The organism is Arenimonas sp. (assembly GCF_044353605.1).
Taxonomy (GTDB): Bacteria; Pseudomonadota; Gammaproteobacteria; order Xanthomonadales; family Xanthomonadaceae; genus Arenimonas.
The window spans coordinates 64,152-86,380 of the sequence record NZ_JBILBO010000001.1 but is presented as its reverse complement, the minus strand read 5'-3'; the positions used below and the strand labels follow the sequence as shown (position 1 = coordinate 86,380).

Annotated in this window: 21 protein-coding genes; all 21 read right to left on the bottom strand. The window is 59.4% G+C overall.

Translation table 11 applies throughout. From position 1 onward, the window contains the following. Positions 1–33: 33 nt before the first annotated feature. Positions 34–894, bottom strand: a complete 861-nt coding sequence (locus ACIQ1A_RS00410; RefSeq protein WP_395769105.1) for a polyprenyl synthetase family protein — start codon at positions 892–894, stop codon at positions 34–36. Next, entirely contained in the window at positions 884–1,144 is a 261-nt protein-coding gene (locus ACIQ1A_RS00405; RefSeq protein ID WP_395769104.1) for an exodeoxyribonuclease VII small subunit, read from the bottom strand. Before ACIQ1A_RS00405 ends, ACIQ1A_RS00410 begins: the two co-directional genes overlap by 11 nt. A 3-nt stretch (positions 1,145–1,147) precedes the next feature. Next, complete coding sequence (tilS, locus tag ACIQ1A_RS00400) at positions 1,148–2,431, bottom strand: tRNA lysidine(34) synthetase TilS (protein WP_395769103.1); 1,284 nt, start codon at positions 2,429–2,431, stop codon at positions 1,148–1,150. Beyond that, the gene (locus tag ACIQ1A_RS00395) at positions 2,428–3,387 is read right to left on the bottom strand and encodes an acetyl-CoA carboxylase carboxyltransferase subunit alpha (protein WP_395769102.1); all 960 of its coding nucleotides are present in this window, start codon (positions 3,385–3,387) and stop codon (positions 2,428–2,430) included. Before ACIQ1A_RS00395 ends, tilS begins: the two co-directional genes overlap by 4 nt. Positions 3,388–3,425: 38 nt before the next feature. Further along, the gene (gene dnaE, locus ACIQ1A_RS00390; RefSeq protein WP_395769101.1) at positions 3,426–6,959 is read right to left on the bottom strand and encodes a DNA polymerase III subunit alpha; all 3,534 of its coding nucleotides are present in this window, start codon (positions 6,957–6,959) and stop codon (positions 3,426–3,428) included. Between the two features lie 91 nt (positions 6,960–7,050). After that, entirely contained in the window at positions 7,051–7,626 is a 576-nt protein-coding gene (locus ACIQ1A_RS00385) for a ribonuclease HII (protein ID WP_395769100.1), read from the bottom strand. Next, positions 7,623–8,756 carry a lipid-A-disaccharide synthase gene (lpxB, locus tag ACIQ1A_RS00380; protein ID WP_395769099.1) on the bottom strand — a complete coding sequence of 378 codons (1,134 nt, stop codon included), beginning with the start codon at positions 8,754–8,756 and terminating at the stop codon, positions 7,623–7,625. The genes ACIQ1A_RS00385 and lpxB overlap by 4 nt, the downstream gene beginning before the upstream one ends. 6 nt (positions 8,757–8,762) lie before the next feature. Then, positions 8,763–9,536 (bottom strand): acyl-ACP--UDP-N-acetylglucosamine O-acyltransferase, encoded by a 774-nt coding sequence (gene lpxA, locus ACIQ1A_RS00375; protein ID WP_395769098.1) that lies wholly within the window; start codon positions 9,534–9,536, stop codon positions 8,763–8,765. Then, on the bottom strand, positions 9,533–10,003 hold the full coding sequence (fabZ, locus tag ACIQ1A_RS00370; protein WP_395769097.1) for a 3-hydroxyacyl-ACP dehydratase FabZ: 471 nt from the start codon (positions 10,001–10,003) through the stop codon (positions 9,533–9,535). Before fabZ ends, lpxA begins: the two co-directional genes overlap by 4 nt. 3 nt (positions 10,004–10,006) lie before the next feature. Further along, positions 10,007–11,017, bottom strand: a complete 1,011-nt coding sequence (gene lpxD / locus ACIQ1A_RS00365; RefSeq protein ID WP_395769096.1) for a UDP-3-O-(3-hydroxymyristoyl)glucosamine N-acyltransferase — start codon at positions 11,015–11,017, stop codon at positions 10,007–10,009. A gap of 6 nt (positions 11,018–11,023) precedes the next feature. Continuing rightward, the gene (gene bamA, locus ACIQ1A_RS00360; protein WP_395769095.1) at positions 11,024–13,540 is read right to left on the bottom strand and encodes an outer membrane protein assembly factor BamA; all 2,517 of its coding nucleotides are present in this window, start codon (positions 13,538–13,540) and stop codon (positions 11,024–11,026) included. 30 nt (positions 13,541–13,570) lie between these two features. Then, the gene (gene rseP / locus ACIQ1A_RS00355; RefSeq protein WP_395769094.1) at positions 13,571–14,908 is read right to left on the bottom strand and encodes an RIP metalloprotease RseP; all 1,338 of its coding nucleotides are present in this window, start codon (positions 14,906–14,908) and stop codon (positions 13,571–13,573) included. 3 nt (positions 14,909–14,911) lie between these two features. Then, positions 14,912–16,084, bottom strand: a complete 1,173-nt coding sequence (locus ACIQ1A_RS00350) for a 1-deoxy-D-xylulose-5-phosphate reductoisomerase (RefSeq protein ID WP_395769267.1) — start codon at positions 16,082–16,084, stop codon at positions 14,912–14,914. After that, positions 16,066–16,890 (bottom strand): phosphatidate cytidylyltransferase, encoded by an 825-nt coding sequence (locus ACIQ1A_RS00345; RefSeq protein WP_395769093.1) that lies wholly within the window; start codon positions 16,888–16,890, stop codon positions 16,066–16,068. Before ACIQ1A_RS00345 ends, ACIQ1A_RS00350 begins: the two co-directional genes overlap by 19 nt. Further along, positions 16,887–17,615, bottom strand: a complete 729-nt coding sequence (gene uppS, locus ACIQ1A_RS00340) for a polyprenyl diphosphate synthase (RefSeq protein ID WP_395769092.1) — start codon at positions 17,613–17,615, stop codon at positions 16,887–16,889. The genes ACIQ1A_RS00345 and uppS overlap by 4 nt, the downstream gene beginning before the upstream one ends. A gap of 12 nt (positions 17,616–17,627) precedes the next feature. Next, entirely contained in the window at positions 17,628–18,185 is a 558-nt protein-coding gene (gene frr, locus ACIQ1A_RS00335) for a ribosome recycling factor (protein WP_395769091.1), read from the bottom strand. Between the two features lie 76 nt (positions 18,186–18,261). Further along, positions 18,262–19,176, bottom strand: coding sequence for a cation diffusion facilitator family transporter (locus tag ACIQ1A_RS00330; RefSeq protein WP_395769090.1), 915 nt, complete (start codon positions 19,174–19,176; stop codon positions 18,262–18,264). Positions 19,177–19,180: 4 nt separating this feature from the next. Next, entirely contained in the window at positions 19,181–19,897 is a 717-nt protein-coding gene (gene pyrH, locus ACIQ1A_RS00325; protein ID WP_395769089.1) for a UMP kinase, read from the bottom strand. Between the two features lie 74 nt (positions 19,898–19,971). After that, a complete protein-coding gene (locus ACIQ1A_RS00320; protein WP_395769088.1) occupies positions 19,972–20,322 on the bottom strand; it encodes a cupin domain-containing protein in 351 nt (116 codons plus the stop codon). A gap of 63 nt (positions 20,323–20,385) precedes the next feature. Continuing rightward, positions 20,386–21,258: a translation elongation factor Ts gene (gene tsf, locus ACIQ1A_RS00315; RefSeq protein ID WP_395769087.1), complete on the bottom strand. Its 873-nt coding sequence runs from the start codon at positions 21,256–21,258 to the stop codon at positions 20,386–20,388. Positions 21,259–21,352: 94 nt separating this feature from the next. Next, positions 21,353–22,177 (bottom strand): 30S ribosomal protein S2, encoded by an 825-nt coding sequence (gene rpsB, locus ACIQ1A_RS00310; protein ID WP_395769086.1) that lies wholly within the window; start codon positions 22,175–22,177, stop codon positions 21,353–21,355. Positions 22,178–22,229: the final 52 nt, after the last annotated feature.

Here is a 22,229-nt window from a genome sequence, read left to right as displayed (position 1 = left end):
AAAGTTAATCGTGCTTGTCAATAGGAGGCTGGCCTAATTCCTTCGCGCCACGGCAAAGGCCGCCAGTGCGCTCAGGGCCTCGGCGCGCTCGCCGAATTCGGACAGGTGCTGTGGCATGCGTTCAGCCAGTTCGGAAAGCAGGGTTTTGGCGCCGTCCAGACCGAGCAGGGCTGGGTAGGTGGCTTTGGCCTGCGCCGCGTCTTTGCCGGCCGATTTGCCCAGTTGTTCGGTGCTGGCTTCCACATCGAGGATGTCGTCTTGAATCTGGAAGGCCAAGCCCAGATCGTCGGCGAAGGCGTCCAAGGCAGCACGCGCATCACTGTCGGCGTCGGCAACAATCGCCGGCAGGCGAATGGCGGCCTTGATCAGCGCTCCGGTTTTCAGTGCATGCACATTCTGCAGATCTTCCAAGGTGAGTGTTATTCCGCCGGCGTCCATGTCGAGCTGCTGACCGCCGCACATGCCGCGCGAACCGGAGGCGCTTATGAGTTCCTGCAAAGCGGCCAGCTTGGCGGCATCCGGCCACTCGGCGCGCGCCAGGGTTTCGTAGGCCAAAGCTTGCAGTGCATCGCCGGCCAGAATGGCGGTGGCTTCATCGAAGGCGATATGCACGGTCGGTTTGCCGCGGCGCAGGGCATCATCGTCCATGGCCGGCAGATCATCGTGAATCAGCGAATAGGCGTGAATCATCTCGACGGCCGCTGCGGCTGAATCGAGTTGAGTCATGCTCAGTCCGAACAGTCGGCCGGTGGCGTACACCAAGCGTGCACGCAGGCGTTTGCCGCCATCGAGCGTGGCGTGCCGCATGGCGCGGTGCAGGCGTTGCGGAGCAAGGCTTTCCGGCGGCAAGACGCCGTCCAGAACGCGCTCGATGCGTTCGTGCTCAGTCGGCATCAGTTTCGCGGAACGGTGTCTGCTGTTCGGGGTTGGCGGCGTTGTTGACCATGCTGACGCGTTGTTCGGCCTGTTCGAGCGCGCTCTGGCACTGCCGATACAAGGCGATGCCGCGCTCATAGGCCGCCAGCGATTCATCCAGGCTCTGTTCGCCACGCTCCATGGCCGAAACCACCTGTTCGAGTTCTTCCAATGACTTTTCAAAGGCGGCGACCGGTGAGGCTTCTGGGACTTTCGGGGTTTTGCTCATGGCTTACTCGCTATCGCTGTGCCAGTGCAGGCGGGTGCCTTGCCGGCGTGAAAGATCGTCCAACTGCGCGGAAACCAGTACGTCGCCGACGGCCAGCAGTTCATCGTGCTCATTATAAACAAAGGGCAGGGCCGCGCGCTGCCAGGGCGGCACGCGCGTGCTCAGCAGTTTCTTGACGCTGTGGTGCATGGCCTGGCCGGGCAGGCGGATGCGCTCGCCGCCGTGCCGGTAGCGCACGCGCACCGGCGTGGGCGCTTCGCCCTGCCACGCCAACACGCCACCACGCGGTAGCGGCAAAGCGTCTTGGCCGTCCCAAAGGACATCCAAAGCGCTGTCTTTGGATTGCGTTGCCGCTCTGGCGCACAGCATCAATGTGTCGTTCCAGAGTTGCACGGCATAATCCGGGCCATCCAAACGCGTGTCATCGTCGCTGGCATGCATCCTCAACTGACGCAGAAATTCATGCAGGGCTTCTCCCCCGGGCGCAAGCTTTCCGTTGCCGTGCAACCAGGCGCGCAGCAGATGCGCCTGCAGTTCCGGCGGCTGCGCCATCAGCATGGCCAACAGCAGGCCGTTCGGGCCAGTGCAGCGGGCAAGCTGGTCCGCGATCACCGGCTGTAGCAATGCGGCATCGGCCTGCAGCAATGCCGCGCTGCGGGCCAGCCGGGCGGTGGCATTGGGAAAGCGGGATTCCAGCAGCGGCAGGACTTCGCTGCGCAGGAAGTTGCGATCGAACCCGGTATCGGCATTGCTGGCATCCTCGATCCACGTCAGCGCGTTGGCCTCGGCATAAGCCTGCAATTCGGCACGGTGCAGCGTGAGCAACGGCCGCCAGACCTGCATTTCGCCATGTCGGGAATGCGCCTTCATGTTGCCCAGGGCTTCGGTGCCGGAACCGCGCATCAAGCGCAATAAAAGGGTTTCGGCCACATCATCGGCATGGTGCGCCAGCGCCAACGTCTCGCCAGGCGCCACGTGGCGCGCAAACGCGGCATAGCGCGCTGCGCGGGCCTGTGCTTCGATGTTGCGGCTTTGATCTTCAATCCGGACGCGTTCGACGTGCAGGGCGATGCCGAGCCCATCGCAGACCGATTGACAATGATCCGCCCAAGCGTCGGCCGCCGGATTCAAGCCGTGATGGATGTGGATGGCCTCTAGCGTGCAAGCATTCGGCAGATGCTGTTTCAGCCCGTGCAGCAAAACCGTGGAATCCAGCCCCCCGCTGAAGCCGGCCCAGACATTGGCTGAGGGCGGCGCGCAGAGGGAGCCGGGCAGGTGTTCGGTCAAGCGACGTCGTACGCGCCGTAAGCCCGCAGTCGCTGATAGCGGCGGTCGAGCAGGGTCTCGAGGGACAGCGATTCCAGATGCTGCAACTCATCCCAGATCGCCGCTTTCAGGGTTTCCGCCATGGCGGCCGGATTGCGATGGGCGCCGCCGAGCGGTTCGGGAATGATTTTATCGACCAGCTTGTGTTCCAGCAGGCGCTCTGCCGTAAGACCCAGAGCCTGCGCCGCTTCTTCGGCCTTGCTGGCGCTTTTCCAGAGAATGGACGCGCAGCCTTCCGGCGAAATCACCGAATAGGTGCTGTACTGCAGAATGAAAGTGGCATCGCCCACGCCGATGGCGAGCGCGCCGCCGGAGCCGCCTTCGCCGATGACCGTGCAGATCACCGGAATTTTCAGTTCGGCCATTTCCAGCAGATTGCGGGCGATGGCTTCCGACTGGCCGCGTTCTTCGGCACCGATGCCGGGATAGGCGCCAGGGGTGTCGATGAAGGTGAACAGGGGCAGGCCGAAGCGCTCCGCCATTTTCATCAGACGCAGGGCCTTGCGGTAGCCTTCAGGCCGCGGCATGCCGAAATTGCGTTTGACCTTGCTCTTGGTGTCTCGCCCTTTCTGCTGGCCGATCACCATGCAGGCACGGCCGTTCAGGCGTGCCAATCCCGCCACGATAGCGGCATCGTCGGCAAAGGCGCGATCGCCGGCCAACTCATGGAATTCATCGAAAATCAGTTCGAAGTAATCTAGGCTGTACGGGCGCTGCGGATGGCGCGACAGCTGCGAGATCTGCCAAGGGCTGAGCTTGCTGAAAATCTCGGCCGTGCGCTGTTCCAGCTTGACCTGCAGGCCTTCCACTTCCAGCTCGATGTTGACGCCCGGGCCTTGGCTGGCGCGTTGCAATTCCTGGATTTTGGCTTCCAGGTCGGCAATCGGCTGTTCGAAATCGAGGAAATTGGGGTTCATGGCGGTTCTCGGACGGTTCGACGTATTTTATCAGAAGCTTACGAGGCCGCACCGGCTAAGCCGTTGCCGACAGACCATGGCTTGTTCAGGGCCAGAGACACTTCGGCAACGCCGTCCAGCGCCCGCAACTTGGTAATCAGGGATGCTTCGCAGCGGACCGAATGTGCCGGCGGTGTGCGCAGACGGCCTTCGGCGCTTGCGGTTTTGAGCTGCAGAAGGACGGGGGTTTGGCCCGGCCGGTATGAAGCCAGCAGGGCCTGCAAGGCCTGCCAGGAATCGGGATGGCACAGGTCGAGTCGGCATTGGATGCCCTTGCTGTACTGCAACAACAGGGTTTGGAAGTCCCAGCAATGTTTGGCGCGCAGCGAGAAGCCGCCGTTGAAGTTGTCTTCGCGTACCGTGCCTTCGATGACCACGATGCGGTCGCGGGTCAGCAGGGCGGAGTAATCCTGATAGGCCTCGCTGAAGAAGGCGCACTCCAGTCCGGTGACCTGGTCTTCGATCAATACGAAGGCCTGGTTGTCGCCGCGCTTACGCATCTGGCTGATCAGGCCTGCCACCACCACCGGCGCTTCACCGCGGCGGTCCTTGCGTTCCTGCCAGGTTTTTTCCAGCGACGACAGCGGACACAGCCCCAGCTGCTTGAACTCCGCCTGCCACGGATCGAGCGGATGGCCACTGAGGAAAAAGCCCAAGGTATCGCGTTCATGACGCAAACGCTCCTCGAGGGGCCAATCGGTGATGGTCGGCAAATCGATCTGGATGCTCACCGTTGGACTGGCGCCGAACAGCGAGACCTGCCCGGATTGCGCTTCGCGTGCCATCTGTTCTGTCGCCTTCAGCACTTCCGGCAACTGCAGCGCCAGCGAGGCCCGGTTGCTACCGAGGCTATCGAGTGCGCCGGAGTAAATCATGGCTTCCAGCACGCGGCGATTGAGCTTACTGGAATCCACGCGTCGGCAGAAATCGAGAAGATCGGTGAACGCGCCGTTGGCTTCGCGCTCATGGGCGATGGCCAGACAGGCGCCTTCGCCGACCCCTTTGACTGCGCCCAGGCCATAGCGGATGGTGTGCCGGTCGAGTGCTTTGAATTTGTGGGTCGAGGCATTCACATCCGGCGGCAGCACATCGATGCTGAAGGCCTTGCAGTCCTGCAGGAAGTTCACCACTTTATCGGTGTTGTCCATGTCCGAGGACAGCGTGGCGGCCATGAACTGTGCCGGATAATGCGTTTTCAGCCAGGCGGTCTGGTAGGCGACCAGCGCGTAGGCGGCCGAGTGCGATTTGTTGAAACCGTACTCGGCGAATTTCTCCATCAAGTCGAAAATGCCGGCCGCCACTTTCCCGTTGATGCCGTTGTCATGGGCGCCCTGCTCGAACTTGACCCGTTCCTTGGCCATTTCTTCCGGTTTTTTCTTGCCCATGGCGCGGCGCAGCAGATCGGCGCCGCCGAGTGAGTAACCGGCCAGGACCTGGCCGATCTGCATCACCTGTTCCTGGTACACGATGACGCCGTAGGTCGGCTTCAGGATGGCTTCCAGATTGGCATGCGGATAACTGACTTCGGCGCGGCCGTGCCGGCGGTTGATGAAGTCGTCGACCATGCCGGAGTTGAGCGGACCTGGCCGGTACAGCGCCGCCAGCGCAATCAGATCTTCGAAGGTGCTGGGCTCGAGTTTTTTGATGTAATCCTTCATGCCGCGGGATTCGAACTGGAATATCGCCGTGGTCAGGCCTTTGGACAGCAGACGGTAGGTGTCGGCATCATCCAACGGAATCGCCAGGATGTCGATCGGATCCTGCCCATCGTTGTGGCGCTCGGCATTGATGGCCTTCACCGCCCAATCGATGATGGTCAGCGTGCGCAGGCCGAGGAAGTCGAATTTGACCAGGCCGATCGCTTCGACATCGTCCTTGTCGAATTGGGTGACGATGCCGGTTGCGGTTTCTCCGGCATGCACCTGTTCGGCGTACAGCGGGGTGAAGTCGGTCAACGGGGTCGGGGCGATCACGACGCCACCGGCGTGTTTGCCGGCATTGCGGGTGAGATCTTCGAGCTTACGCGCCAGATCGATCAGATCGCGGACATCGTCTTCACTGTGATACCGCGTAATCAGTTCGGCCGATGCCAGCGAGGAATCCTTTTTGGCGGCATCAGACAGACCCAGTGCGTCATCCAGGCTGATGCCGAGCGTCATCGGGATTAGCTTTGCAATGGAGTCGACGAAACCGTAGGGCAGGCCGAGTGCCCGCCCGCAGTCTCGCACCACCGCCTTGGCGGCCATGGTGCCGTAGGTGATGATCTGGCTGACTTTGTCGCGTCCGTATTTGCGCGCGACGTAATCAATCACTTCGTCGCGTCGGTCCATGCAGAAGTCGATGTCGAAGTCGGGCATCGACACGCGTTCCGGATTGAGGAAGCGCTCGAACAGCAGGTCATAACGCATCGGATCGAGATCGGTGATGCCGAGTGACCAGGCCGCCAGCGAGCCGGCGCCGGAGCCACGGCCCGGTCCGACCGGAATGCCCTGGGATTTCCCCCAGTTGATGAAGTCCGCCACGATCAGGAAGTAACCGGGGAACCCCATGCGACTGATGACGCCGAGTTCCAAATCCAGGCGTGCCAGGTAGGCAGCATGATCATGCCCGGGAGCCAGCGGAAACGCCTGCAATCGACGCTCGAGACCGTCGTGCGCCTCCTTGCTTATCCAGCTATCGAGGGTATGGCCTTCCGGAACAGGAAAATCAGGAAGGAAGTAGGTGTCGAGTGACAGTTCGAGATTGCAGCGCTTGGCCAATTCGACACTATTGGCCAAGGCCTCCGGAATGTCGGCGAACAGCGCCGCCATTTCCTCGGGGGATTTCAGATGCTGCTCAGGACTGTACAGTTTCGGACGTTTCGGGTCATCCAATACGCGTCCGGTGGATATGCAGACCCGCGCTTCGTGTGCTTCGTAATCGCCGGCATCCAGAAAGCGTACATCGTTGCTGGCTAACAGCGGCAATTGGTGCCGATTGCCGAACGCGATGGCACGGGCATTGAAAGCGGCCTCCTCGGGCAAGCCGAGTCGGCTGATTTCCAGATACAGGCGGCGCGGGAACAGGCTCAGCCATTCGGCGATCTGTGCGGCGCTCTCCGGTTTGTGTTCCTGTTGCATCAGATGCGCGAGCGGGCTGTGGCGGCCGTGCAGCAGGATTAGCCCCTCGTTTCTGGCAAACAGCCATTCCTGGGCGATGACAGGGACTTCACGGTTATGGCCCTCCAGATAGGCCCTGGAAATTAGTTTGGACAGGCTCAGGTAGCCGGCCTGGTTTTGGCACAGTACGGTAATCCTGTAGTGGCCGGCCTGGCCGTTGTCGAGAAACAGATCGGCGCCGGCGATGGGTTTGATGCCGACGCTTTCCGCGGCCTTGAAGAATTTGACTAGGGCAAAAAAATTGCAGTTGTCGGTGACCGCCACCGCCGGCATGCCCATGTCGGCACAGCGGGCAACCAGTTCCGGCAGACGGATGGTGGAGTCTGTCAGCGAGAACTCGCTGTGCAGATGGCAGTGAACGAAAGTGGGGGTCATGGGCACGCCTGAAACCAATGCTCAGTTTAGCCGACTGGCCGGCGATAACAAGGGTTGACAGGTGCTAAATCCCGGTTCCAGCGACGTGGTTTCAGTCGGGTGCAAAAAGGCTGGCCTGTTTTACCGGACCATAACTGCGGCGGTGTTCCGGGCAGGGGCCGTGACGCAGCAGCGCGGCCAGATGTTCGGCGGTTGGATAGCCTTTATGGCGGGCGAAGCCGTAGGCCGGATAGCGGGTATCGAGTTCCCGAAGGTAACGGTCCCGGCTGACTTTGGCCAGAACGGACGCGGCCATGATGCAACGTTCAAGACCGTCTCCGCCGATCAGTGCGCGTGCTGGGCAGGGCAGGTCGGCGGGAAGCCGGTTGCCGTCGATTAATGCCAGTTCCGGAGTCGGGCTCAAACCCTGGACCGCGAGGCGCATGCCATGCAGGGTGGCCTGCAGGATGTTCATACGGTCGATGGTTGCCGCATCGATGAAGCGGATGCAATGGGACTCGGCGATGGCGATGATGGCATCAAACAGTTGCTCGCGCCGGCCCTCACCCAGTTTTTTCGAATCATCAAGCCCGATCAGTCCGTCATCCGGCGGCAGTATGACGGCTGCACACACCACCGGTCCGGCCAAAGGCCCGCGTCCGGCTTCATCGACGCCTGCGGTACTCATTGCTTGGCCAATAACTCGAGTACCGCAGAAGCAGCGGCATCACCGGCATCGCAGCGCAAATCCCTGTGCAGGCGTTCAAAGTGAGCCATCAAGGTCGTGTTGTCTTTAGCTTCGAGCAAGGTCTGTAGTTCACTGGCTATTGCTTCCGGTGTGCATCGATCCTGTATGAGTTCGGGGACGAGGTCTTGCCCTGAAAGCACATTAGGTAGACTGAACCGTTCAATTTTGATCAAACCGAGGGCATTCACCATGGAATAGGTAATGGCTGAGATGCGATAGGCCACGACCATCGGCCGTTTGCACAGCATGGCCTCCAGGGCTGCCGTACCCGAGGCCAGCAGCACGGCTTCGGCGGCAATCATGGCGGACTGCGCATGGCCGTCGAGAATGCGCGTGTCGGGCAAGGGGTGGGATTGCAGATGATGCGCGATACGGTCCCGGCACAGGCTGTTCGCTGCCGGAATCAGAAAATGCAACTCAGGTATTGACGCTTTCAGCAGCGCGGCGCCTTGCAGGAATACCGGAAGCAGCCGGTCGATTTCGGATACCCGGGAGCCGGGCAGAATGGCCAGCTGCCGGCAATCGGGCAATGCCAGCGCCGTGCGGGCAGCCTCGCGGTCAGGCGTCATGGCGATGCGATCGGCCAAGGGGTGGCCGACATATCGTGCATCCACGCCGTATTTGGCGAAAATCGCCGGTTCCATCGGAAACAGACACAGGACCTGCTCGCAACTTTCGGCAATGCGTGCTGCACGCTTCTCGCGCCAGGCCCAGACCGAAGGGCTGACGAAATGCATGGTGCGCAGGCCCGCGCGTTTGCAGGATTTTTCAATCCCGAGGTTGAAGTCCGGGGCGTCCACGCCGATGACCAGATCCGGTTTTTCCGCGACGAGGCGCTTGAGTAGATTCTTGCGGAGTTTCAAAAGCGCCGGAAGGTGCTTGAGCACTTCGATGAAACCCATGACCGAAAGGGTTTTGTAATCGAACCAGGTATCCAGGCCCTGGGCCTGCATTTTTGGGCCGCCCATGCCGATGAATTGGATTCCGGGTTGGTGTGCTTTCAGCGCGGCCATCAGCTCAGCGGCGAGCAGGTCGCCCGATTCTTCGCCGGCGATGAGCGCGATTTTCATGATGCTTTAGCGCACGATGCCGCGGGTGCTGGACTCGATGAAATCGAGCATCTGCCGGACATCCTCGGATTCAAGTGCCAGTGCCTGCAATTCGATTTTAGCTTCGGCCAGAGGCTTGCCGGACATGTACACGGTGCGGTAGGCGGATTTGATCTGCTTGATCCGCTCAGGGCTGAAGCCGCGGCGCTTGAGGCCTTCGGCATTGATGCTGCGCGGCTCGGCGTATTGCATGCCGGTCATCACGAATGGCGGCACATCGGCACTGATCAGGCTGCCCATGCCCACGAAGGCATGCGCGCCGATTTTGCAGAATTGGTGCGCGCCCGAGAAACCGGCCATGATCACCCAGTCTTCAACGATGGCATGGCCCGCAAGCGAGGCATTGTTGGCGAAAATGGTGTTGTTGCCGACGATGCAGTCGTGGGCGATATGCACGTAGGCCATGATCCAGTTGTTGTCGCCGATCCGGGTTACGCCGCCGCCGTCACCGGTGCCGCGGTTGAATGTGGTGAACTCGCGGATGGTATTGTTGTCGCCGATGATCAGCTCACCGCGCTCGCCCTCGAATTTCTTGTCCTGCGGATCACCGCCGAGTGCTGCGTGCGAATGGATCTTGTTGTTGCGGCCGATCCGGGTCGGTCCGGTGATGACGCAATGCGAACCGATTTCGGTGCCTTCGCCGATGCTGACATCGGCGCCGATGACGGAATAGGGGCCGATAATGACACTGGCATGCAGTTGTGCGCTGGGGTCGATGATTGCTGTTGCATGAATGCTCATGAGTCACCTTCTGCGCAGAGGATGTCGGCACAGGCGACCTGTTTGCCATCGACACAGGCAACGCCCTGATAGAGCGCCATGTTGCGGATCTTGCGTTTGAGTTCAACGTTCAGCTCGAGTTGATCGCCGGGAACCACCATTTTCGAGAATTTGGCATTGTCGATCTTGACCAGATAGAACAGCTTGCCTTCCTTGCCGGTGCAGCCGTCTTCCATCAGGCTCAGGTGCGTCAGAAGTCCGCCGGCCTGGGCCAGTGCTTCCAGAATCAACACGCCCGGCATCACCGGCGCACCCGGAAAATGGCCGTTGAAGAAAGGTTCGTTGATGGTCACATTCTTGAGGGCGCGGATGCGTTTGTCCGGTTCGAACTCCGTGACGCGGTCGACCAGCAGGAAGGGATAACGGTGCGGCAGCAGGTTCTGGATGCAGACCGCATCGACCGGTAATTTGGAAATATCGTATGGCATGGGTCAGTCCCCGTTTTTCTTCAGTGTATTGAGCGTGCGTGCCATGGCATCGAGCTGTTTGAAGCGCGCGGCATTTTTGCGCCATTCGCCCTTGGCCTGGATCGGTGTTCCTGAGGCGTATTCGCCCGCTTCAGTCAGCGAATGGGTGACCAGACTCATCGCACCCACAACCACCTTGTCGGCGATTTCGATGTGACCGACGATGCCGGCAGCGCCACCGATAAGACAGTAACGGCCGATGCGGGTCGATCCGGCAACAGCCACGCACCCGGCGATGGCAGTGTGGGCGCCGATGCGCACATTGTGGCCGATCTGGATCTGGTTATCGAGACGGACGTCGTTTTCCAGCACCGTATCCTCAATGGCGCCGCGGTCGATGGTGGTATTGGCGCCGATTTCGCAGTCATCGCCGATTCGGACGCCGCCGAGCTGTGCGATTTTGACCCACTGCCCTTGATGGAAGGCGATTCCGAAACCGTCTGCACCGAGCACCGCGCCGGAATGGATGCGGACGCGCTTTCCGAGGTGTACACGTTTGACCAGGGTGACTTTCGGCAACAGAAGGCAGTCGACATCCAAGGTGCAGCCACGGCCGATATGGACATGGGCATGGATCTGGCAGCGGTCACCGATGATGGCGTCCGGACCGATGACCGCATAGGGTCCTATGCGAACCTCGGTGCCGATGCGCGCCGTGGCATCGATTACGGCAGTGGCATGGATGCCTGCAGGCAGGTCATCGTCATCATCGAACAGGGCGGTAATGAGGGCGAAACTGGTATAGGGATTCTCACTGATCAAACAGGCGCAGGGGCAGGCATCGGCATCGGATTCGCTCAGCACCACCACCGAGGCCCGGGTGTCGGCCAGTTGCGCGGTGTACTTGCTGTTGGCCAGAAATGCCAATTGACCCGACTGGGCATCGGCGAGCGTGCCGATGCCTGAAATGACGGTGTCCGCATCACCCCGGAAGTCCAGACCGAAACGATCCGCAAGCGCTTTAAGGGTCAGCATGTTAGGTCAGAACTGCTGACCGAAGGTGAATTGCAGGCGTTCAATCCGGTCGAATTCACCGTCATTCAGCGGCATGGCATAACTGATTGAGATCGGACCGACCGGAGCTTGCCACTGCAGGGCCACGCCAACGGATGCACGCAGGGAATTGAAGTTGATTTTGTCAGCACCGAAAACGGCACCGACGGTGGTGTCGGTATAACCGCTATAGTCAAAGCTTCCGGCGAAAGCGTTGCCGTAATCGAGGAATGCCGACAAGCGAGTGCCACGCGCATTGAACAGTTTCGGGAACAATAACTCGAATGTACCCGCGACTTTCAGCGAGCCACCGAGTGGTTGCAGGAAGGAGGGTACGCAGGTGGTCGCAGGAGCCACGGGGATACAGCTGCCGTAGCTTGGTCCGAGCGTATTTGCTTCATAGCCGCGAACCGATTGCGGACCGCCGACGTAGAAATTCTTGAAGAACGGCATGCCGGCATCGCCGGTGTTGCCGTAACTGTCACCGTACCCGAGGTCGGTGCCGACTTTAAGGACCAACCAGGAATTCAGCGGACGATAATGTTCGAATTGGTAGCTGAGTTTGTAATACGAAATTTCTGAGCCTGGGAACGAGAACTCGGCGTTTACGCGATGATAGGTGCCGCGGGTCGGCAGCAGGAAGTCGTTGCGTGAGTCGCGGCCCCAGCCGGCTTGGGCACGAATCTGTTTGACCGGCCAGGTTTGGTTGAAGCCACAGAGCTGGGTGTCCGGCCCCGGTGTTCCGTCATCGTCCGTGGAAGGCGTATTCGGGTCGCTGTCGTCATCGACATCGAAGCAGGGAAAGAAAGGTTGCGGACCGAAGATGTCGCTCAGGTAGTCCACCAGCGGTCTTGGTGTCGAGCCGAGCGTGGTGGTCAGATCGATTTTGTCATAACCGAGGGCGACCTGGATGCTGTCCGTTTCGCTCAGCGGAATGCCCATGACGGCTTCGGCATTGAAATTCTTGGATGTATAGCGCGCTGTATTGAAATCACCCTGATTGTAATCGCTGTAGGACACGTTGTAACCGAGGCTGAGGCCGTCTTCGGTGAAGTACGGATTGGTGTAGGAGAAGCTGAGGCGCTTGGAGTAGCTGTTGTTCTGTACGGCCACCGACATCCGGTTTCCGGTCCCGAGGAAGTTGTTTTCACTTAACTGCACGGATGCGGTCAGACCGTAAAGTTGCTGGTAGCCCAGTCCGAACACGAAGCTGCCGGAGTTGCGTTCCTTGACGTTGATGAACACATCGACCTGGTCCGGCCGTCCTGCTACGGGCTCCTGCTCGATTTCAACGGTTTCGAAGAAGCCCAACCGCTGAAGACGGATCTTTGAACGATCGAGCGCTGCCTGCGAATACCACGTGTTCTCGAACTGCCGCAGCTCGCGGCGCACGACTTCGTCAGCGGTGCGGACATTGCCTTTGATTTCCATGCGCCGGATCTGCACGCGCGGGCCGGGTTTGACCACGAAATTGATGCTGATTTCCTGGTCATCGCGGCTGATGGTCGGTACCGGGTCGACTTCGGCGAACGCGTAACCGATGTTGCCCAGCATCGCGGTGATGCGGTCATTGGTTGCGGTCAGAAGTTGCCTTGAGAAGGTATTTCCAGTCCGGATCAGAAGCAGTTTTTCGACATCTTCTTTGGGAACGATGGTTTCGCCGCTGACAGTCACGCCAGTGACTTTGTAAATCTTGCCTTCAACGACGTTGGCGGTCAGGAACATGTCCTTCTTGTCAGGACTGATGGTGACCTGGGTCGATTCGACGTTGAAATCCACATAACCGCGGTCCAGGTAGTAATCCGTCAATTTTTCGAGGTCGCCGGACAGTTTTTCCCGGGAGTATTGGTCGTCCCGCTTGTACCAGGACAGCCAGTTGCTGGTGTTGGACTCCCAGCCATCGCGGATCACATCGTCCGGATACACGGTATTACCGACGATATTGATGTCACGAAGGCGTGCGCTCTTGCCTTCAGTGATGTCGAGGGAGACATCAACGCGGTTACGGTCGATTTCCTTGACGGTCGGTACGATGACGACGTTATATTTGCCCTTGTTGTTGTATTGGCGCAACAGTTCCTGGGTCACGCGGTCAAGATTGAGCGGGTTGTAGATTTCACCTTCGCTCAGACCGATGCCCTTGAGCCCTTTGAGCAGATCTTCGGTCTTGATTTCCTTGTTCCCTTTGAGCGTCAGTGTATTGATGCTGGGGCGCTCGGTGACATTCACTACCAGAATATTGCCTTGGCGTTCGAACCGGACGTCGCTGAAGAATCCGGTCTTGTAAAGCGCCCGGATGGCTTCGGTGGTTTTCGAGGAATTGACCGTATCGCCTTTTTCGATGGGCAGATAGGTGAACACCGTACCCGCTGAAATCCGTTGCAGACCATCAACCCGGATGTCACTGGCCACGAACGACTCAGCCAGCTGGGCTTGTGCGGGCTGGCTCATTGCAATTGCCAGGGACAGGCACAGCAGACTTTTACGGAGATTTGAAGGGGTCATCGGGGTTCCAGGGGGTGATGCTCGGGTTGATTATGAAATGATACGAAAAAAATCGTTGAAAATGGCTATTCCCAGCAGTCCGGCGAGAAAAAAAATGCCGATGTACTGCCCGATAGCCTGGACACTTTCTGCGGGCGCTTTGCCGGTGGCCCATTCGTAAGCGAAATAGAGCAGATGCCCGCCATCTAGAAGCGGTATTGGCAACAGGTTCATGATACACAATGCCAGCGAAATCGCGGCCAAAAAGCCCAGAAATGTCGATATTCCCCAGCTGGCCTGACTGTCCGCGGCACGCGCGATTCCAATCGGTCCGGACAGATTGTCGACGGATGCAGCGCCTGTCAGAAGCCGCTTGATGACCGCGAGGCTGTCCCGTGTCATGTCATAGGTTCTTGAAAAAGCGGCAGGCAGAGCCTGCAAGGGCGGGTATTGCACGGTTTTGACCGCACTCATACTGCCGACGCCAAGCCGCCATACTTTTTTTGCATCCTGAATGACTTCTGTCGGAGCGATGAGAAAAGCCATGGCGACGCCGTCACGAAGGACTTCGACACGAAGGTTCCGGCCGTCGCCTGCTTTTTGCGCCAAGGTTTTCGGAATATCCCCGAATTGCGCAATTTTGACGCCCTCGATGGCGGTGATGCGGTCCCCGGGTTGCAGCGCACCCTCCGCCGGACCATCTTTCTGCACCTGGCCGATGATCGGCAGTGCTGCGGAAAAGAACGGCGTTAGACCGATTTCCTGCAGCAGCTTGTCCTGGGGAAAGTCTTCTGACAGCTTATCCAGAGCAAGCTGCCGAATTTCAGAGCCGCCCGCCAGCGTGGTGACCTGTACGTCAATCGGACGCCGGTCCATGGCTGCCAAAGCCAGGGCCGGCAAGGCATCGTTCCAGGCCTGTACCGGCTTGGCGTCGACGGCAACCAGTTCATCACCGGTCTGGAAGCCGGCCTGTTGCGCCAGTCCCGTGGACGGGCCAATCAGGGCGCGCAGTTCGGGCACGCCGAGGATCAATGCGGCCCAGAGCAGGCCGATGCAGAGAATGAGATTGGCCAGAGGTCCGGCGGCAACAATCGCGAAGCGCTTGCCGACCGATTGCCGATTGAAGGCGAACGGCTGCAGTTCAGGCGGAACCTCCTGCTCGCGTTCGTCCAGCATTTTGACGTAGCCGCCGAACGGAATCAGCGCCAGCCGGTACTCGGTTCCGTCCTTACCGGTACGGCTGTATAACGCACGGCCAAAGCCGACCGAAAAGCGCAGCACATGCACACCGCAGCGGCGTGCGACGGCGAAGTGTCCCCACTCATGCACGGTCACCAGAATGCCGATGGTGAGGATGTACCAGAACAGTGGACTGATGAAGTCAGGCATGGTTTAGTGGATTCGGTTGTTGGCGTAGCGGCGCGCTTCGGCATCGCTTGCCATTAGGACAGCTAAATCCTCCGCAGGTTCCCACGCTAGGGCATCAAGGGTCTGCGCCACGATATCGGGGATGGCCAGGAAGGGGAGTCGTCCCTCAAGAAAAGCCATGACGGCCACTTCATTGGCGGCATTCAGCACAGCCGGAGCGTTGCCGCCACGGCCGATGGCTGTATAGGCCAGACTCAGGCAGGGAAATGTTTCGGTATCGGGGGTCTGGAACTCCAGCCGCCCCAGCGTCCGGAAATCAAGGGTTTTGACGCCGGAATCGATGCGTTCAGGGTACGAAAGGCCATAGGCAATCGCGGTGCGCATATCGGGCTCACCCATTTGTGCAAGTACCGAGCCGTCACAATAATCCACCATGGAGTGCACGATGCTTTGAGGGTGCACGACGACTTCAATGGCCTCGGCCGGCATGCCGAACAGATGGTGGGCTTCGATGACTTCCAGTCCCTTGTTCATCAAGGTGGCGGAATCGACCGAAATCTTGCGCCCCATCGACCATTTGGGATGCCGGCAGGCCTGTTCCGGCGTGATTGTTGCCAATTCAGCGCGTGTTTTGCCCAAAAACGGACCGCCCGATGCGGTCAGGATCAAGCGTCGGACGCCCGCGCGGCCGCCATGTGCGGGAAGGCATTGGAAAATCGCATTATGCTCGCTGTCGACCGGAAACAATTGCGCGCCATATTCAGCGACGGTCTGCATCAACAGCTGTCCGGCCAGAACGATGGATTCCTTGTTGGCCAGCAGAATGCGTTTCCCGGCGCGTGCCGCACTGAATGTCGAGGCGACACCGGCAGCGCCGACGATGGCCGCGATGACGGTATCGGATCGGTTATCAGCCGCCATGTCCTGCAGACCCTCGGATCCGGCAAGCGGCGTGGTCGCAAGTCCTTCCGCACGCAGACCGTCCCGCAAAGCGGTAAACAGGGACGAATCGGCGATGCACGCCTGTAAGGGCCGGTAACGGCGGCATAAATCAATCAAAGCATCGATCTGGGTATGGGCCGACATGGCCGTAATCCGGAAACGATCCGGGTGCTGATCGACCAGTTTCAGAGTGGACTGGCCGATGGATCCAGACGCGCCGAGCAGGCACAGACTTTTCATAGTGCCAGGCCGTATTTCACCAGAGCGAAAACCACGAGACCTGATACGATGCTGTCGAGACGATCAAGCAATCCACCATGCCCGGGAATGAGCGCACTGGAATCCTTGATACAGGCATGCCGTTTCATCAGGCTTTCAAAAAGATCGCCGAAGACCGAGAACACGCCGGTCAACAGACCGAGCAAGGCAAAGCGCCAGAAATCGGACCAAGGAGCGTCGAACAAGGGCATGCAGACCAAGGCGAGAGTCAGCGTTACGAATAGGCCGCCCCAGAAACCCTCCCAGCTTTTTCCGGGACTGATGTTCGGAGCGAGTTTATGTTTTCCGAAATTGACACCAAAAACATAAGCGCCGCTGTCGGCAGCGGCGACCAGGCCGATGGCGAACAGCGTCCATGCCGGACCGCCATCACTGCCATGAATCCAGACCAATGCCGCCCAAGCCGGCACACAGGCCAGCATGCCGGCCAGCAACTTCAAGCGTCGATTGCGATCACAGGATTCGCGGGCAAAATCGAATTTCCACAGCCATAACGGCACCAACAGCCAGAATATGCCACCGATGGCAATCGCCACCATCAAATTGCGGTGTGCGCCGCCATCGGTCCAGGCAATCGTGGCAACCAATGCGGCGTTGGCAGCCAGATAAGCCCATTTGGCCTGAGGGCGGTCGAGGCCGGAGAGCGCACACCATTCATGCAGACCGGCCAAAAGCAAAACCGCCATGAAAGCGCCCATCCAGGGCGTAGGCAGAAACAGAATGGCGCCGATGGCTAACGGAATCATCCAAAGCGCGGACCGAATGCGTTTACCGTGGCTCATGCCTGTTCTCCTAGGATTTGCTCGCTGGTCAGACCGAACCGGCGTTCGCGGCCAGAGAAATCCGCAAGCGCCTGAGACAGCTCTTGACGGGTGATGTCCGGCCAAAGCGTGGGGGTAAACCAGAATTCAGTGTAGGCCATCTGCCAGAGCAGGAAGTTACTGATGCGGCAGTCACCGCCGGTGCGTATCAGCAGGTCCGGATCGGGCTGGTCGGCCAGCGCCATGTGCCGGCCAAGGCTTTCCTCGGTGATGTCTTCCGGATTCCGGGCCGATAACAGCAGGGCTCGGCAGGCATTCACGATATCCCAGCGTCCGCCGTAACTGCCGGCTATATTGAGGTTGAGCGTAGTATTGGCGACCGTCAAGGATTCCGCCCAGATCATTTTTTCGCGGATTTCAGCTGCGAAGTCGCTGCGCTGGCCGATGAAGCGGATGCGCACGCCCCGGCGATGCAGTTCTTCGATTTCGGTATCCAGCATGCGCAGGAACAGCTTCATCAGGGTGCTGACTTCTTCCTGCGGCCGATTCCAGTTCTCACTGGAGAATGCGAATAGGGTCAGGCTTCCGATGCGTTGCTCAAGGCAGAATTCGATGGCGATCTGCACGGCTTTGGCGCCGGCGCGGTGACCGATACTGCGGATGCTGCCGCGCTGCTCGGCCCAACGGCCGTTGCCGTCCATGATGACGGCGATGTGTTGGGGATATCGTGGAATGTCCGAGCGCATGGCCAGAGCTCTTCAGACGGCCAGCAGCTCGGTTTCCTTGGCCTTGGCGATGTCGTCGATGTCCTTGACCGCCTTGTCGGTGATTTTCTGGATTTCATCCTCGCTGCGACGGGATTCATCCTCGGAAATGGATTTTTCCTTGAGCAGATCCTTCACTCCGGAGATGGCATCGCGGCGGATGTTGCGAACCGAAATCTTGGCATTTTCGGCTTCGGCATAGACGTGCTTGATCAGGTCCTTGCGGCGCTCTTCGGTGAGCGGCGGCAGGTTGATGCGGATGACCTGGCCGAGGGTGTTCGGGGTAAAGCCGAGGTTCGAGGCCAGAATGGCTTTTTCGATGGCGCCGACCATGGCCTTTTCCCAAGGGGTGATGGTAATCGACCGGGCATCGGCGACGGTGACCGTCGCGACCTGGCTCAGCGGCATATCGGATCCGTAATAGTTCACCTTCAGATTGTCGACCAGCCCGGTGTTGGCGCGGCCGGTCCGCAGCGAAGACAGCTCGTGCTTGAGGGCGTCGACGCTTTTAGCCATGCGTGTCTGCGCATCTTTTTTGATTTCATTGAGCATGCGGGGCTCCTGTTCCGATGATGAGCCTAATTATAAACCGAGAACAAGCTAAATGCTTAAAATCAATGAAAAAACATCAGTGGTGCGGGGCGTGGTCATGATGGTCGTGATGGCAGGATTCGCCCAGCTCAATCTGCAGCGTGGCATGGTTGATGCCGAAGCGCTCCTGCAGGGCCTGATTGGCAACGTCGATGAATCCGTCATGGCCGTCCACGGTGTTGCGGACGATATGCGCGGTCAGCGCGATTTCTTCGGCACCCAGCGACCAGATATGCACATGGTGGATGGCGGTAACTCCCGGCAGCTGACGAAGATAGGACTCCACTTCGGCTTTTTCGAGGTTCTCGGGTACCGCATCCATGACTTGCATGAAGCTGGCCTTGAGCAGATGCCAACTGCTGACGCCGATGACCAAAGCCACCAGCAGTGCGGTCAGGGGGTCCAGCCAGAACCAGTTCCGCCACCAGATACCCAAACCGGCAATGACCGCCGCCACTGAAACCGCGGCATCGGCGAGCAGATGCAGGTAGGCGCCACGTTTGTTCAGGTCGGTTTTCTGGCCACGCAGAAACAGCGCGGCCGTTCCCAGATTAACCAGAATGCCGAGTCCCGCTACGGCGACGACCAGTCCTCCGGGCACTTCCGGCGGGTTCTGAAACCGTCCAATCGCCTCCCAGAGCAGTGCGCCGCTGAAGCCGACCAGAAGCATGGCATTGAACAGCGGAGAAAGCTGGGTGGCGCGCCGCCAGCCGAAGGTGTGGCGTTCGGTCGGGGTCTTGCTGGCCATCCACGCTGCACCCCATGCCAATGCCAGGCCTGCGGCATCGCCGAGGTTGTGCAGGGCATCCGAAATCAGCGCAAGAGAATTATAGGTGAGTCCGAATCCGGCTTCGATGGCCGAGTAGGCCAGATTAATCCACATCGCCCATGCAAAAACATGGTGATGGCTGGTATGGCGATGACCGTGATGACCGTGCGGATGATCGTGCATGCGTTTAGCGGGTGACCAGTGTACCGATGTCTTCGCCTTGCAGAATGCGCATCAACGCGCCGGCATTGCCCATGTCATAAATCCGCAGGGGAATATCGTTTTCACGGCAAAGCGCAAAGGCAGCGGTATCCATGACCTGTAGCTTGCGGTTCAGCACATCATCGTAGGTCAGGCGCTCGAAGCGCTTCGCGTCCGGGTTCTTTTTCGGATCCGAATCATAGATGCCATCAACTTTGGTGGCCTTGAGCAGCAGTTCGGCGTTGATTTCGGTCGCGCGCAGGGCGGCCGCGGAATCGGTGGTGAAGAACGGGTTGCCGGTCCCGGCCGCGAAAATCGCGATGCGGCCTTTTTCCAGATGACGCACGGCGCGGCGACGGATGTAGTCTTCGCAGATCTGGTTGATTTTGATGGCGCTCATCACACGCGCATTGACGCCATGTTTTTCGAGGGCATCCTGCATGGCCAGCGCGTTGATGACAGTAGCCAGCATGCCCATGTGGTCGCCGGTGACGCGGTCCATGCCACCGGCGGCCAAGCCGGCACCGCGGAAGATGTTGCCACCGCCGATGACCACGCCGACCTCGGCCCCGGCCTGTTGAACCGCGATGATTTCTCGTGCCAGGCCGTTGATGATGTTGGGATCGATGCCGTAATCGCCGTCGCCCATCAAGGCTTCGCCGGACAACTTCAACAGGATGCGGCGGTATTTCAAAGTGCTCATGGCGGGCTCCAGGGTGGGCGTCGGTAAGGTCATTCTAGCGGATTGGCGGGGGCTATAGCAGGGTGCGGACGGGCTCAGGGCTCGTAGATGACATAGACTTTGCGTGCGTATTCACGCACTTCCCAGGTCCCGCGGTAACCCGGTTCAATGGTAAACCGGTCGCCGGCGCGGACGGTCTGGGCCTCCCCGCCGTCCTCGGTCATCACGATCACGCCCTGCAGGATTTCGCAATATTCGTATTCGGTGTAATTGACCTGCCAGATGCCGGGCTCGGCTTCCCAGAAGCCGGTATGGAAATTGCCGACGGCATTGCTGAAGTGGTTGCTGAGAATCTGCTTCGGACTGCCGGCAAGCATTTTTTCAGCGGCAACGTCATAGGGCTCATGCGGGGTGCTGGCGTAATCGAGACGACGAATGTGGGTCATGGCGGATAGGTGTTCCGGAATAATGGAGAGTGAAAAAAAGCCACCCGAAGGTGGCTTTCCAATTCAGACGGCCATGGCCTTGGCGACTTCAGCGGCGTAATCTTCCACCACTTTTTCGATGCCTTCGCCGACCACCAGGCGCTGGAAACCGATGACATCGGCACCGGCGGCCTTGACGGCAGCTTCCACGCTCTGGTCGGTATTCAGCACGTAGGGCTGACCGTACAGGGTGACTTCATTGATGATTTTGCTGACTTTGCCGGCAATGATCTTTTCCAGGATATCGGCGGGCTTGTTCTTGTCTTTCTCCGGCATTTTGGCCAGTTCGATTTCCTTTTCCTTGGCAATGAAGTCGGCCGGAACATCGGCGGCTTTGTTGTAAGGAGGATTCATGGCAGCCACATGCATGGCGATGCCACGAGCCAATTCCATCTCGCCGCCGGCCAGATCGACCAGCACGCCGATACGGCCGCCGTGGATATAGGCCGCAACGGTGTTGGGCGAGTTGACGCGGACCAAACGACGGACTTGCACGTTTTCACCGACTTTGGCGATCAGTGCGGCGCGGGCTTCTTCCACGGTACCGCCGTTCATGGCGACCGATTTCAGGGCTTCGGCATCGGCGGCATCGGAAGCCAGGGCGGCCTCGGCGACGGCATTGACGAAGGACAGGAAGTTGTCATCCTTGGCGACGAAATCGGTTTCGGAGTTGACTTCGACCAGAACGGCTTTTCCGCCGCTGCTGGCCATACCGATGCGACCTTCCGCGGCAACGCGGTCGGCTTTCTTGTCGGCCTTGGCCAGACCGGTCTTGCGCAGGTATTCCATGGCGGCGTCGATGTTGCCGGCGTTTTCAGTCAGGGCTTTTTTGCATTCCATCATGCCGGCGCCGGAGCGCTCGCGGAGTTCTTTTACCAGGCTAGCGGTAATTTCCATCGTATTAACCTCGGAGTTGTTCAAGGGGGAATGTCGCATCGGCCAGCTGCCGATGGGGAAGGGGGTGCCGAAGCACCCCCTGTCATGGCTTCAATCAGGCGTCGCGTTTTTCGCGGCGCGGCGCGGCTTTCTTGGCCGGAGCGCGGCGGGCACCTTTTTTGTCGTCTTTGCCGACCGGATTGCCTTCTTCGTCCAGTTCGACGAAGTCGTCATTGGCGCTGCTGGCGGTAATCGGCGCAGCGGCTTTGCCTTCCAGTACGGCATCGGCGGCGGCACGGACATACAGTTGTACGGCGCGGATGGCGTCGTCGTTGCCCGGGATGGCGTAGTCGACCAGGTTGGGATCGTAGTTGGTATCGACCACGGCGATGACCGGGATGCCGAGCTTCTTGGCTTCCTGGATGGCGATGTTTTCATGGCCGATGTCTATGACGAACAGGGCGTCCGGCAGACGGTTCATGTCTTTGATGCCGCCGAGCGAAGCGTCAAGCTTGTCGCGCTCGCGGCGCAGGGTCAGAACTTCGTGCTTGACCAGCTTTTCGAAGGTGCCGTCGATTTCGGCCGATTCCAGTTCTTTCAGACGCGAAACGGACTGCTTCACGGTGCGGAAGTTGGTCAGGGTGCCGCCCAGCCAGCGCATGCTCATGTACGGCATGTTGCAACGGGTGGCTTCTTCCTTGATGGCATCGCGGGCGGAACGCTTGGTGCCGACGAACAGGATGCTGCCACGCTTTTGTGCAATCGCCGAGATGAAATTCATCGCGTCGGTGAACAGCGGCATGGTTTTTTCAAGATTGATGATGTGGATCTTGCCGCGGGCACCGAAAATGTACGGACCCATTTTCGGGTTCCAGTAACGGGTTTGGTGGCCGAAGTGAACGCCGGCTTCCAGCATTTGACGCATGGTGACTTGGGACATGGTTGAATCCTTTAAGCGATAGGGAACCGGCCTGGGTAAGGCGATTGGTTCC

Bases quoted from the DNA above. Each gene is read 5' to 3' on its own strand.
- ACIQ1A_RS00320 (WP_395769088.1), bottom strand. From the start codon at position 20,322: ATGACCCACATTCGTCGTCTCGATTACGCCAGCACCCCGCATGAGCCC.
- dnaE (WP_395769101.1), bottom strand. From the start codon at position 6,959: ATGACCCCCACTTTCGTTCACTGCCATCTGCACAGCGAGTTCTCGCTG.
- pyrH (WP_395769089.1), bottom strand. From the start codon at position 19,897: ATGAGCACTTTGAAATACCGCCGCATCCTGTTGAAGTTGTCCGGCGAA.
- fabZ (WP_395769097.1), bottom strand. From the start codon at position 10,003: ATGCCATACGATATTTCCAAATTACCGGTCGATGCGGTCTGCATCCAG.
- lpxD (WP_395769096.1), bottom strand. From the start codon at position 11,017: ATGCTGACCCTTAAAGCGCTTGCGGATCGTTTCGGTCTGGACTTCCGG.
- uppS (WP_395769092.1), bottom strand. From the start codon at position 17,615: ATGCGCTCGGACATTCCACGATATCCCCAACACATCGCCGTCATCATG.
- bamA (WP_395769095.1), bottom strand. From the start codon at position 13,540: ATGACCCCTTCAAATCTCCGTAAAAGTCTGCTGTGCCTGTCCCTGGCA.
- rpsB (WP_395769086.1), bottom strand. From the start codon at position 22,177: ATGTCCCAAGTCACCATGCGTCAAATGCTGGAAGCCGGCGTTCACTTC.
- frr (WP_395769091.1), bottom strand. From the start codon at position 18,185: ATGCTCAATGAAATCAAAAAAGATGCGCAGACACGCATGGCTAAAAGC.
- ACIQ1A_RS00410 (WP_395769105.1), bottom strand. From the start codon at position 894: ATGCCGACTGAGCACGAACGCATCGAGCGCGTTCTGGACGGCGTCTTG.
- rseP (WP_395769094.1), bottom strand. From the start codon at position 14,908: ATGCCTGACTTCATCAGTCCACTGTTCTGGTACATCCTCACCATCGGC.
- lpxB (WP_395769099.1), bottom strand. From the start codon at position 8,756: ATGAAAATCGCGCTCATCGCCGGCGAAGAATCGGGCGACCTGCTCGCC.
- ACIQ1A_RS00395 (WP_395769102.1), bottom strand. From the start codon at position 3,387: ATGAACCCCAATTTCCTCGATTTCGAACAGCCGATTGCCGACCTGGAA.
- lpxA (WP_395769098.1), bottom strand. From the start codon at position 9,536: ATGAGCATTCATGCAACAGCAATCATCGACCCCAGCGCACAACTGCAT.
- ACIQ1A_RS00345 (WP_395769093.1), bottom strand. From the start codon at position 16,890: ATGAGCCACGGTAAACGCATTCGGTCCGCGCTTTGGATGATTCCGTTA.
- ACIQ1A_RS00385 (WP_395769100.1), bottom strand. From the start codon at position 7,626: ATGAGTACCGCAGGCGTCGATGAAGCCGGACGCGGGCCTTTGGCCGGA.
- ACIQ1A_RS00405 (WP_395769104.1), bottom strand. From the start codon at position 1,144: ATGAGCAAAACCCCGAAAGTCCCAGAAGCCTCACCGGTCGCCGCCTTT.
- ACIQ1A_RS00330 (WP_395769090.1), bottom strand. From the start codon at position 19,176: ATGCACGATCATCCGCACGGTCATCACGGTCATCGCCATACCAGCCAT.
- tsf (WP_395769087.1), bottom strand. From the start codon at position 21,258: ATGGAAATTACCGCTAGCCTGGTAAAAGAACTCCGCGAGCGCTCCGGC.